General features: G+C 57.8%; 11 protein-coding genes. 4 read left to right on the top strand and 7 right to left on the bottom strand.

The genetic code is table 11. From position 1 onward, the window contains the following. The first annotated feature begins 10 nt into the window (after positions 1–10). Both IH944_00915 and IH944_00910 read left to right on the top strand, forming a co-directional pair. On the top strand, positions 11–229 hold the full coding sequence (locus IH944_00915) for a carboxymuconolactone decarboxylase family protein (protein MCH7903108.1): 219 nt from the start codon (positions 11–13) through the stop codon (positions 227–229). Positions 230–334: 105 nt separating this feature from the next. Next, positions 335–541, top strand: a complete 207-nt coding sequence (locus IH944_00910; GenBank protein ID MCH7903107.1) for a hypothetical protein — start codon at positions 335–337, stop codon at positions 539–541. A gap of 28 nt (positions 542–569) precedes the next feature. Here IH944_00910 and IH944_00905 read toward each other — a convergent pair whose 3' ends face one another. Further along, complete coding sequence (locus IH944_00905) at positions 570–2,492, bottom strand: hypothetical protein (protein MCH7903106.1); 1,923 nt, start codon at positions 2,490–2,492, stop codon at positions 570–572. Positions 2,493–2,504: 12 nt separating this feature from the next. Continuing rightward, positions 2,505–4,157: a gamma-glutamyltransferase family protein gene (locus IH944_00900; protein ID MCH7903105.1), complete on the bottom strand. Its 1,653-nt coding sequence runs from the start codon at positions 4,155–4,157 to the stop codon at positions 2,505–2,507. 86 nt (positions 4,158–4,243) lie between these two features. Between IH944_00900 and IH944_00895 the strand changes: the two genes are divergently transcribed. Together IH944_00895 and IH944_00890 are read left to right on the top strand one after the other, a co-directional pair. Further along, positions 4,244–5,992 (top strand): B12-binding domain-containing protein, encoded by a 1,749-nt coding sequence (locus tag IH944_00895; GenBank protein ID MCH7903104.1) that lies wholly within the window; start codon positions 4,244–4,246, stop codon positions 5,990–5,992. 61 nt (positions 5,993–6,053) lie between these two features. Then, positions 6,054–6,446: a group 1 truncated hemoglobin gene (locus IH944_00890; GenBank protein MCH7903103.1), complete on the top strand. Its 393-nt coding sequence runs from the start codon at positions 6,054–6,056 to the stop codon at positions 6,444–6,446. 36 nt (positions 6,447–6,482) lie between these two features. Here the strand turns inward: IH944_00890 and msrA are convergent, their stop codons facing one another. The 5 genes from msrA to IH944_00865 all read right to left on the bottom strand — a co-directional run bounded on the left by msrA (position 6,483) and on the right by IH944_00865 (position 12,020). Further along, a complete protein-coding gene (msrA, locus tag IH944_00885; protein MCH7903102.1) occupies positions 6,483–6,968 on the bottom strand; it encodes a peptide-methionine (S)-S-oxide reductase MsrA in 486 nt (161 codons plus the stop codon). Beyond that, entirely contained in the window at positions 6,939–7,136 is a 198-nt protein-coding gene (locus IH944_00880) for a hypothetical protein (GenBank protein MCH7903101.1), read from the bottom strand. Before IH944_00880 ends, msrA begins: the two co-directional genes overlap by 30 nt. Before the next feature lie 24 nt (positions 7,137–7,160). After that, positions 7,161–8,414 (bottom strand): MFS transporter, encoded by a 1,254-nt coding sequence (locus IH944_00875; GenBank protein MCH7903100.1) that lies wholly within the window; start codon positions 8,412–8,414, stop codon positions 7,161–7,163. A 44-nt stretch (positions 8,415–8,458) separates the two neighbouring features. Then, the gene (locus IH944_00870) at positions 8,459–8,842 is read right to left on the bottom strand and encodes a VOC family protein (protein MCH7903099.1); all 384 of its coding nucleotides are present in this window, start codon (positions 8,840–8,842) and stop codon (positions 8,459–8,461) included. Between the two features lie 112 nt (positions 8,843–8,954). Next, entirely contained in the window at positions 8,955–12,020 is a 3,066-nt protein-coding gene (locus IH944_00865) for a PAS domain S-box protein (protein MCH7903098.1), read from the bottom strand. Positions 12,021–12,377: the final 357 nt, after the last annotated feature.

Genomic DNA, 12,377 nt, shown 5'->3' with positions numbered 1-12,377 from the left:
GAGGAGCTTCATGGCATTCATAGAGTACGTCCCCGAGAGCGAGATCGCGCCCGAACAGAGGGTGCCCGACAAGGACAACATCCTCCAGATCCACTGCGTGCATCCCGAGGTTATGAGGCTTCACTACGACCTGTACCTCGAGTTGATGCACAAGCCTGGGCCGCTGTCGCGCGTGCAAAGAGAGATGATCGCCGTGGTCGTTTCAGGGCTGAACGGGTGTCACTACTGAGTCGAACACCACGCGCGGGGTCTCCGCGCTGCTCTGGGAGGGGAAGGCCGGCCGGGGTCGGAGGTCGAGGCGTTCGTCGGCGGGTTAATCGGCGACTATCGCGCGATGGAGCTTGAATCCGTCGACCGAGCGATCCTGGATTACGCCACGAAACTCACGCGCACTCCCGCAGAGATGTCGCAGGGTGATGTTGACGCGTTGCGCGATGAAGGCCTGAATGACCGCGCGATCCACGACCTCACGTGTATCGTTGCGTATTTCGCGTTCGTCAACCGCGTAGCCGACGGGCTAGGCGTTGAGCTGGAAGCGTAGAGCGCGGTTGTGCGCGAGAATGAGCAAGCTACCTCCCGCCGCGTTTCTTTCGCTGAACTTCGCTGCTCTCCTTAAACCACTGTTGCAAGTGATCTGGTAGGTCGTCGTAGTGCGTCGGCGTTAAGCCAAAACCGTTCTCTCCGAACCCGAATACTCTGTAAGCACTCCCAGCATTCGTTTCTAGAACAAGCGTAAACCCGACGTTGTTGCGAAAGAGGTAACGTCGATCGTAGGACAGTGTCTTCGCACTGAAGAAATTGTAATACCAGCCTTTTCCAGTTTCCTCCGGTAAGGCCTCCAATATGGCATGCGGCTCTGCGCGCTCGAACGTAATTTTAAGAAGAGCGCTATCTGGGACGCCAGTGTAGAACATTCCGAGAACCTCTAGATACGGCACACCATTGAGGAATTGGAGCTTTCGGAATGCCGCTCTTGCTGCGGGTGAGAGCTGCGACACGGTCAAGCCTGAACCGGTCGTCGCCCGTAGTTCACCGGGTGTCAAACTGGCCAAAAAGCTGAGGAAGTCTATGCTGTTGTGAAGAACCCGTTCGGTGGTCGGAGGCATAAGCATCGCGACTCCTTGATAGTAGGCCTCGAAGTGCGCAGAATCACTGTCAGCGGGCCAGAAGGCAAGGAGATCGTCGATCATGAAGCGACCGTCTCTCACAGTGTTCCTCAGCGCAAGGCCTAGCTCGGCGCGATCCATCTGTCTCTTTCGGTCGGTCCGTGGATTAGGCATTCTGAACGTGATCCAATCGTCATCAAAATGCGACTGGTGCTGGTTGAGCCCTTCGAGCAACCATCCGATCGCAACAGAATTGCCAGAAGTCGACGGTGCCCACAACAAGCGCTGTTCGTCCATAAGGACCGCCACGACGTTGCGAGCTAGAACCTTGCCTATTGCGCCGAGCGCGTCGCTAGCGACAAAGCTAAGCGGATCCCTTTTGATTGGACGCAGCACCATCTGTCGATCGGTCTGCTCCTGGTTTATTGCGAGTTTCCTGCGCATCTTGACGAGGGCCTGAGTCGCGCTGCTGAACTCTATCCTTAGACCGACAGGCAGGCGGCGCATCCAATCGGATTCGTAAGGATTCCTCGTTGCCGAGTTCTCTCCATGTGAGGAGAGATATCCGATGTCAATAGATCCTGTGCCAAGTGGTCCATAGATGCTGATCGCAACACGCTGCTCACTGACTCTCAAATCGACGCGCTCAGGTGAGTCAAACGTGACTACTCTGTTTTCTCGAGAGTCTAAGGGAAGCCCCATGACCGAAAGTCCGTACGGCTCCAGGGCTGTCGCCAGCATGGCGATCTCCCTCTTATAGTCGTCCAGCGGTGCAGCAGCGGATTCAGGGAGTTGTAACGACCAGAGATCGGGGAATGTGCTGAACGTCTGTTCTCCAGTAAGTACGACTTTGGCGTAGTCGATCAGAGGAAGCAACCTCTTGAGAAGCCTGTGTGCCGGGAATCTTGCGGCAGCGCCAACGCTAGACTGTTTTGCTGTCATGCGCTCTCGGTGCGAAAGGCTTTGTAGCCAGAACGCAAGCTCTATTGCCTCATCGGCTGTGAACTCTTCAGGCTGTCCCTTGTACGCTGCCTCGCTCCACGCTTCTACTCTCGTGCGCAATTCGCTGGCTAATTCGTCGCTTCGCCGCTCTACTTTCTGCTCTGAGTAAGTGAGCGTCTGCGAGCCGTCGTCGTTTTCGACCCAGTCGGAGTAGGTCGCCCAAGCGATCTGCACTAAGAGATCTTCCGCCTTGACGTCCTTAACTGCAAGGAATAGCACGAGGTCACCGGCGCGCTTGTCGGCAAGGAGCTCTTGACCGATCTGTTCTCCTAGCTCAGCCAGGAGCACGGACACACGTTTGGCATGACCGTGAAAAGTCACGCTCTCATCGGACACGTTCCCCTGGTTCCCTAGCAGCAGAGTGACGGCGAGCGCCAAGAGCATTCTCTTATTGTATCAGAATCCTAGGGCACAGCCGTCCTTGCGGTGGTCGCTCGCGGCGCAGTAGCCGTCTTCGAGCTTCAAGATGTACTGACCGCCGCCGAAGTGGCCGGGAGCCATGTTGGTTTTAACCTTGTGTTCGCGAGCCGCGAGATTGTCGGCGACACTCGTATCGAAACCCTCTTCGAGTAGGACCTCGCCGTCCTCAGAAACCTGCCAGCGTGGGGCATCAGATGCGGCTTGCGGGTTTTGGCCGTGGCCGAAGGTTCGCAGAACCGTCTGCACGTGCCCCTGCGCCTGCATGTGACCTCCCATCACCCCGAACGCCATCAGCGCATTTTGGGAGTGCGCGGGGTTGTCATCCTGAGCGGATTGAAGGACCGCGCTTTCCATAGGAGCGGGCTCACGGACTGAGAGTCCGTGGTCCTGGATGCGGGCTGAGAGCCCGCGCTCCGAAGTTACAAAGCCGGGGATGATCGTGTGGAACGGGCGCTTGCCGGGGGCGGCCTCGTTGGGGTGGTCTTTTTCGAGAGTGAAACCGCAGCCCCTGTTCTGCAGCGCGATCCCCGTGCCGGGGACGACCACGCCGGATCCAAAGCCGTAGTAGTTCGACTGGATGAACGAAACCATCATGCCCTCGTCGTCCGCGGTGCACAGATAGACGGTACTCGGCGCGGCTGCGAGCATCGAGCGTGCCTTACCTGCGCTCTTCGGGTCGATCGAGTCGGCTTGCTTTTTGAGATACGTGTCATCAAGCAGCTCATCGACCGAGGCGCGCATGGTTGCTGGGTCGCTGAGATGCGCGAAGACCTCCGCGAACGCGATCTTCATCGCTTCGATCTGATGGTGGACCGAGTCCGCGGAGTCGATGGGGAAGTCGAGAACCGGAGTGTGGCGCAAGACGCCCAGCGCGATCAGTGCAGCGAGGCCCTGGCCGTTCGGCGGGATCTCATTCAGATCGACGCCGTGAAAGCCGATGGAGATCGGCTCGACCCACTCCGACTCGTGCTGCGCGAGGTCGTCCAGCGACATAGCCGCGCCGTTGGCCTCGGCGTCCTTGACGATCTTCTCAGCGATCTCACCACGATAGAACGCTTCGCCCTCGCTCTCTGCGATCAAGCGAAGCGTCTCGGCGTGGTCGGGAAGAAACATGATGCTCCCGATCTCGGGCGCCTTGTCCCCCGGCATAAAAGTGTCATAGAAAGCGGGGAACCCCTTGAACGCCTCCGCCGCACGCGCCCACACAAGCCCTATGACGGGGGAGACGTGGAATCCGTCTTCGGCGTAGCGCAGCGCACCGTCGAAAAGCTCGCTGAACGGCATGCGCCCGAACCGCCGCGAGCACTGCACCCACGCATCGACCGCGCCCGGCACCGTCACCGCATCCCATCCTCGCAAGGGAACTTGCTCCATGCCGTCGAACCTCGAGACGTCCCAGTTCGCAGGCGACTTGCCGCTCGCGTTCAGTCCTTGCAACTCGCCGCCAGACCAAATCAAGGCGAACGCGTCCGAGCCGATGCCGTTCGAGGTCGGCTCGACCACCGTCAGGCAGATCGCCGTCGCCAGCGCCGCGTCCATCGCGTTCCCCCCACGCCTGAGCGTCTCCAGCCCCACTGAGGCCGCCAACGGCTGAGAGGTCGCCACGACGTTGCGGGCGAACACAGGCATTCGTTGAGAAGAGTAGGGATATGAGCCGAAGTTGGTCACTAGGCACAAGCATACCGAGACTAAATGCCACTTTATGGTGCCTAACGATGTTAGTTGACCGACAAGTAAACTTGGTGCCGAACGGAATGAGCGAAGAGCGAGAAGTCACATACGATCCGCTGATCGAGCTGATGAAGCGGTTTGAGAACGTGAAGGCGGTCGATACGTCCGCCGACGCGTTCGAGGGCCTGGGGGTCGAAGACGTGCTGAAGAAGCACATCGTCGATGGGATCAAGAAAGGGCTCGACGACCACCTCGACCAAGCGATGAAGGTGTACAAGCCGCTTGAGATCGTCAACGACATCCTGCTCGACGGGATGAAGACGGTCGGCGAGCTGTTCGGGGCGGGGAAGATGCAGCTGCCTTTCGTCTTGCAGAGCGCGGAGGTGATGAAGGCGTCGGTCGCGCACCTCGAGCCGCACATGGAGAAGGAGGAGGGGAGCGAGAAGGGATCGATCCTGCTCGCGACCGTTCAGGGCGACGTGCACGACATCGGCAAGAACCTCGTCGACATCATCCTGAGCAACAACGGCTACCGCGTCGTCAACATCGGGATCAAACAGCCGATCAATTCGATCCTGGAGAAGACCGAAGAGAGCAAGTGCGCGGTCATCGGCCTGAGCGGGCTGCTCGTCAAGAGTACGCTCGTGATGCGCGACAACCTCATCGAGATGAACCGGCGCGGCGTGTCTTCGATCCCTGTGATCCTAGGTGGCGCAGCGTTGACACGCTCGTACGTAGAGCAAGATCTTCGCGAGATCTATGACGGCCATGTGTTCTACGCGAAAGATGCGTTCGAGGGCCTGCGGCTCATGGGGGAGTTGGGCAGCTCGGAGCAAGAGCAGGAAGAGACCGCTGTGGAAAGCGCGGACGCGTCCGCGCACTCCGAAAGAGACCACAAAGAGGCCACGCAGCGGCGCGTCTCCTCGCACCGCGTCGATGTGCTCGATCCGGCTCTCTACGTCTTTGACGGTACGAAGAGCGACGTCGAACCAGCCGAAAACGTGCCAGACCTCCCGTTCTACGGCGCGAAGAAACAGACCAAGTTCGACGTTTTCGAGATATACAAGTACATCAACCCGATCGCGCTGTTCCGTGGCCAATGGCAGTACAAGAAGCCGAAAGGCATGAGCAACCCTGATTTCACAGATTGGCTGAACGATGAGGCGGGGCCGATCTTCCAGAGGAAGCAGCGGGAGCTAGCGCCGCACATGCACCCGGCGGTCAAATGGGGCTACTTCTGGTGTCAGAGCGAAGGGAACGACTTGATCGTCTACCGAGAAGACAAGAAGACGGAGCGGTGCCGTTTCAACTTCCCAAGGCAGCGCGCTATGAAGCGCCAGTGCCTCAGCGATTTCTTTCGCAGCACCGAGTCGGGCGAGATGGACGTCGTGGGATTCCACATCGTCACGATCGGCGGCGCGATCAGCGAGTACGAGCGGAGCCAGTTCAAGAGCGGCGACTATCAGGAGTACCTTTACACCCACGGCATGGGCGTCGAGACCGCCGAGGCGCTCGCGGAGTACTGGCACAAGATCATCAGAGCCGAGATGGGGATCGACGACCAGGAGCCGGAGGAGATGCGCCTGCTGTTCAGCGCCAAGTACCACGGCTCTCGGTACTCGTTCGGCTATCCGGCCTGCCCGAACCTAGAGGACCAGACCCAGCTGCTTGAGCTATTGCAGCCTCTGGATATCGGGATCGAGCTCAGCGAAGAGTTCATGCTGAACCCCGAGCAGTCCACTAGCGCGATCATTGTTCACCACCCCGCCGCGAAGTACTTCAACGTCCGATAACCTAATGATTGTTATACGCCGCGCCGAGTATTTGTACATACAGTTTAGCCTGGGGTAACGCATGGAAATTCCTCTGTATGACAGGCTGGGCGGCTCTGCGGCGATTTACGCGACTGTTGAGCTGTTCTACGTTCGCGTTTTGGACGACCCAAAGTTGGCTCCGTTCTTCGCAGGAGCGAATATGAGCGAACTGAAGAAGAATCAGCGCGACTTCTTGACGATGGCGTTCGGCGGACCGAGCGAGTCCGAAGGGCAAAACCTCACTGATGCCGATTCGTATATGGTCAAGATGAAGGGACTGAGCGACGAGCACTGTGATGCCGTCGCTGGCCACCTGCAGGCAACGCTCGAAGAGCTAGATGTGCCGTCGGCGCTCGTCGGCGAAGTGATGGAGATCGCTGGCAGGGCGCGCAACGCAATCATCGGACGAGTCGAAGGCCAAAAAGCGGCTTAGTTGACGGTCTTTGCTACGTTCGTTCCCCAAGGCGACTTACCCGCCGCCAGACTTTGGCGGTATCGGGCAAGCAGGGACCCCCTTACGGGAGTAGTACTGCTGATGGTAATCCTCAGCCATGAAGAAGGGAACGGCTTCTAGAATCTGCGTTGCTAAGGCTTGGCCCTTTTCTTTTGCGATGACATCGTAGCTCTTGCGCGCAGCTCGCGCCTGCTCTTCCGTGTGGAAGAATATCACACTGCGATACTGGTTGCCAATGTTGACGCCCTGTCTATTGAACTGCGTCGGATCGTGAATCGCCCAGAAAACCTCGAGAAGTCGCTCGTAGCTGACTTTCTTCGGGTCGTACTCAATGCGTATCACTTCGGCGTGGCCAGTGTCCGAAAGGCATACTTGCCTGTACGTTGGGCTCTTAACGCTACCCCCGGCAAATCCGACCGCTGTCGCTGTGATTCCGTCAACCTGACGGAAGGCGTTTTCAACGCTCCAGAATCATCCGCCGCCAAACGTGGCGATCTCCATATTCTCCCTGAGCGGCGTCACGGCGTCAGAGCCGTAAAGCGTCACTCCGCCAGGTAGATCGGCTGCGTCAAGGTGGAGTTCCATGTTCTTACCCTGTTGGCTGTATGCGGCAGCTCCTCCCACTGCGAGGACTACTGCGAACAACCCGAAGGGACGAGCATTACTCATCTTCCTATAGATTATACGACCAACTCACTGTTTTTCTTCACCCATAGGCTCATTGTTGACATGGATGTACGATTTCAGGTGACTCTTGGCGGAGTACCACGCCGAGACGATCAGGCACGCGCAGCCTCCGATAACAACGGACGCTCGATCCCCGTAGAACTTGGCGAATACACCCGCCTCGACATCGCCAAGCTGCGGCCCGCCGACCTGAAACAGCACCCCCACTCCAGCCATTCGGCCGCGAATGTTGTCCGGCGTTGCGAGCTGCCGAATCGTCTGGCGCAGCACAGTACTCACCATGTCCGCTGCTCCCGTGCACATCAGGAACAGCATGGCCATCCACAGGCTTTGGCTCAGTCCGAACAGAACGGTGGCCATTCCGTAAACGCCGATCATTCCGATGACCACTATCCCTTGGCGTTTGACCGTCCGACGAAAGGCGAGGACGATTGCAGCGATGAGCGCACCGCCGCCGGATGCCGCCGCCAACATTCCGTATCCGTTCGGCCCCAGGTGCAGCACCGGCCCCGCGAAGGCGGGGAAGAGCGCGTCGGCAGATGAAAAGAACGTCGCCCAAAAGTCGATGATCATCGTGTTGCGAACGATGTGCGAACTTTTGAAGAACTGGAATCCTGCCCCGATCTGGGAGAAGACATGCTTGACCGACGTGATCGGCTGGTCCGGATACGCTTGCTTGACCGGCTTGACGAAGAAGAGTGCCCCGAGCAGCACGATGTTTCCGACCGCCGACGTGGCGTACGCCAAGTGAAGAGAGCCGTAGGCGATCATGACGCCCGCAATGATCGGGCCGGTTACGCCGCTTAGCCGCCAAGCGATGCCGTTCACGCTGAGCGCGTTCGGCAGGTCGCGCTCTGGCACCAAGTTGACCATTAGGGCGTTCCTGGCCGGGCCATCGAAGGCGCGGGCGATGGACATTATTGCGACCAGAGAGTAGATCCACGTAAGGCTTGCAAGGCCGAGCACGGTCACGATAGCAAGCGTGATGGCGATACCTGTCATCGCCCATCGCGTGACGACCATGAGTTTCTTCCGGTCGAAGTGGTCCGCCGCGACACCGCCGACCAGAGAGAACAGCAGTAGCGGCAAGACACGGACAAGGCCCAACAGTCCGACGTGCAGGGAGCTCTCCCCCGATACTTGGTACACGTGCCAGGCGACTGTCCAGAGCTGGACGCTCGCTCCGACGTTTCCTACGAACCGGCCGACAGTGTAAACGGTGAAGTCTCGGTGGCGCAGGGACGGCAAGTAAAGGGGCATCGATCAGGCTGATTCTGACAGAACGCACCCGATCGAACCGCATGCTACGACTTGACGCCTTGGAATAGGTGGAACGGAGCGCCCTGCGGGTCATGCACTAGCGCTGTGAGACCGACACTGGGAACTTCAAACGGAGGAACAACGATTTTTCCGCCACAAGCTTCGACCTCCTTCACCTTCGCGCGAATGTCCTCGACGTCGACATAGACTGCCCAGTGCGCGGGAATCCCCTTCCACGCCTCGCCTCGCAGTTCGACTATCCCGCCGAACGGCTTGGCGCCGGGAACGTTGAACATGGTGTAGACGCCATCTTCGCCCATCGACATCTCGCTGGTTTCCCAGCGGAAGCAGTCGGAATAGAACTTCTTGGCCTTCTGTGCGTCAGTTGTGTGAATCTCGTGCCAGGCAAACGGTGTGTTTTCAGGCATGACTTCAAATCTCCTCGCGCTTTCGAGCGCAACTGTTACTTGTTACGGATCGCATTTCGGCGTAGTTGAGGAGCCCTAGTGCAAAGATCGCAATTTCATACGCCCTTTGGCGTCAACTAGTGCGCCCCATGCGCTCTAGAGCAATTTCGTCCACTACCTGCAGCAGTTTGGTGATGTCGATCGGCTTGGTCAGGTAGGCGTACGCTCCCTTGTCCTTAAACTCTGCAACCGTGGCAGTGTTTGCGTCAGCGCTGACTATCACGACGGGAGTGTTGCGGAGGCTCCTCTGGGCAAGGATCTTCTCGATCAGCTCCGTTCCGAGCGAGTCCGGAAGATTCACGTCGAGCAGGAAAAGATCGGGCTTGAACTGCTTCGCCATCTGAAGACCCTCTTCCGCAGTGTTGGCGATTCGCAGGTCGCAAGAGCCTCTCCTCTTGAATACCGTCTTCATGAGCAGGTAGTTAGACCGATTGTCTTCGACGAGAAGGATCTTGAGGTCATGCCCGGCGCTCTTCGCAGGTGGCTCGACAATAGCCAGGAGATCGTCGTCGATCACGATCTCGCCGGCAGCCTCAAACGTGATCGTCACGAAAGTCCCGACGCCTTCCGTTGATGCAATTTCAATCGTTGCATTCATGGCCTCTGCGAGACTTGCCGATACGGTCAGGCCGATCCCGGTCCCTTTCACATCCGTTTCTTCGGCGCCGAGCCGGTCGAACGGCTCGAATACGCGGTAAAGCTTCTCCTGGCTGATGCCTAATCCGGTGTCCTTGATCACAACCGCAGTCCTGTTTCGAGCGGCCGGCTCAAAAGATATCGTGACCGAGCCTCTGAGTTTGTTGAACTTGATGGCGTTCGACAGGACGTTGAAGATAATCTGGGTCATTCTCCTCGGATCGGCCTTGATCGGCACTACCGCGTCCGAGGAGCCAGCGACTGCTATGGTTACTTGCCTTGCTTTGGCCAGAGGCGAAAGCAGCTCAACGCACTCGAGAACTTGTACTCGGGCATCGACCTCTCGGACATCTATTTCAATCTCGCCAGTTTCGATCTTGGCGATATCGAGTACTTCCTCAATCAACGAAAGCAGGTGGTCGCCAGCCTCGAGAATGTGCTTCACTGAACTTTCTTGTTCCGAAGAGAGGCGATCCGTCGCCATAACTTGGGCGAACCCCAGAATTGCGTTCAGGGGCGTCCTCAACTCGTGGCTGACGCGCGAAAGGAAACGATCCTTGGCGGCGTTTGCTTCTTCGGCTTCCTCCTTTGCCCGAAGAAGCTCTTCCCTCGCCTCGATGCGTGCAGTGATGTCTTCCAACATTACGACATGACCGTCGGTCTCATTCTGGTTGATGAGCGGAGCAGCGACGCAGTACAGCCAAGCGACAGTTCCGTCGGGTCGAACGATTCGGTGGTCGTTCTCGAACGTGCCACCGACTTCGAGGTAGTTCTTCCAGGAAGAGACCAGGTCATCCACGTCGTCGGAATGAATGTAATCTGCCCAACCCCAGCCCTTGATGTCTTCGAAGGCAGCGCCCATCAAGCGGTGATATGCGTCGTTTGCGTAAACGATTGCTCCTTCTGAATCCGTAACGAGCACGCTAAACGGAGAAGCTTCGCTGATGGCACGGAACCGGGCTTCGCTCTGCCGAAGTTCCGCTGTGCGTTCCTCGATCATTTCTTCCAGCGACTCGTTGAGGCGTCGTAGCTCCTCTTGCTGTTGCTTGCGCTCCGTTATATCTCTTCCGCTCCAGAGAACGTGCGTACATTCCCCAGCCGCGTTCAAGATCGGTTCGACGGACACGTCCAGGCAACGCTCGCTTCCGGCCAGCGGCACCGTGATCTCAGAGTGCTTCACCGTGCGCTCGGCAACGACTTCGTCGTACATCTTGCTTCCTGCTTTGATGGCATCTTCAGGTATGCCCCAAGACGCCAATACTTCTTTCCGCTCTCGGCCGATAGGGTCAACGTCTGAACCTGGATATGTTTCCCGTATGTAGTCCTCATACGCCCTGTTCATTACGTCGAAAACAAGGCTGCCATCGGCTTGGACGCTCATGAGCAAGAGCATGTCCGACGTACTGTCGAACATCAGGGTGAACAGTTGTTCGCTTTCACGCCGTGCGGCCTCGGCCTGCTTGCGCTTCGTGAGATCGGTGAAAAACGCGAAGAACGCGGGGCCATCAGGGAGCGTGACTGTGCCCAAGGTCACCTCGATTTGGACCTTTGAACCGTCATTCCGTTGTGCAACGATCTCAATTGCTTGGTACACTCCCCGTTTTTCGGATAGTTCGTCCATGAGTCGCTGGATATCCTCGCGCGACTCCGGATCGATGTGATCCTGGATCGACTGCCCGACAATGACTTCATCCTCATCGTAGCCAAATAGCCGCATATATGCCGGATTGGCGTGACGGATGAGACCGTCCCTTGACACGCACACGGCCACCGGTGACTCGTCAAAAAGCACTCTGAACCAAGCTTCCTGAGTTGGTAGGGCCTGTCGGACTTCGTCGTCGCGTCTCAACTCTCGCCGCAAATTGCGGAACAAAGCCAAATACGTCAGCAGACCAAGCGCGAGCACTCCTATCACGATCGGGCCAGCTATCATGGCGGTTCTTCTCCAGCTATCTGAAACCTCCTGCGCCTCAAGCTGAGAGTGCTCATAGAGCATCGATCGGTGGCGGTCCAAGCTCAGGCCGAGCGACGCCAACAGTTCATCCGAAATGTGCGCACCACGGCGGCCCTGGGTTGCTAACTCCAGCTCTGAGAACTGGCGCAGCAACGATTCAAGCAATGCCTGGTGCCTCACGGCAGACTCATCCGTATCGACCAGAAAAGTGTCTTCGGTGACAGATGGGCCGACCGCCAGCAGCCTCTCAGTCAAGGCACCTCGCTCTCGCTCCAGGTCGCGCTCCTCCAGCGCTGATTCTGGTGGTCGGCGGTCTGCACGCTCTTGAACAAGACTTAGTTCAATAACTAAAGCTTCGGCCTCATGGCTGGCGTTCATCGAATGGAGCAGAGATGCAGTGCGGGCATCGTGTTCCAAACTCTCGTCGTACGCGAAGATGCCAAGTACGACCAGCGGTAGTACGAGCCCGAGGACGACTATAGCAACGAGCCGTTTGATTTGGCCTGTGATCCGTTTCAAAGTGGATTTGGGCTGGCTAGTCACGAGCATCTACACCTGAAGTCTCTAGACCTACCCTGAAAATGTCAGCGGCATTGGCGACGTCAGATAGCTGGTCTCGATATACGCGCGCTTGGGATTTCTCGCCTGCGCTCAGAGCAAGATATACTGTTCCGGTTAACGCTCGGCTTGAATCTGAAGGCCCTGTACGAGCCACCCAAAGGAAGGAAAGAGGGGAACTGTCCGACACGCAAAGACGCCCCAAAGGAAGGCCCTTCGCTCGGCTGCGATATCTAGACCTGTAAAGAACCTGACGCATCAATCTGTACATTTAACTACATAATGCCTCTGAAAGTACATCTTCTGGGGGAAACCGGAGACCGATGCCACACCGTGCTTCATGCTATT

The sequence above is a fragment of the Armatimonadota bacterium genome (genome assembly GCA_022563855.1).
Classification (GTDB): domain Bacteria; phylum Armatimonadota; class Fimbriimonadia; order Fimbriimonadales; family Fimbriimonadaceae; genus JADFMN01.
The sequence above is the reverse complement of the archived record's forward strand: the minus strand, read 5'-3'. Positions and strand labels throughout refer to the sequence as shown.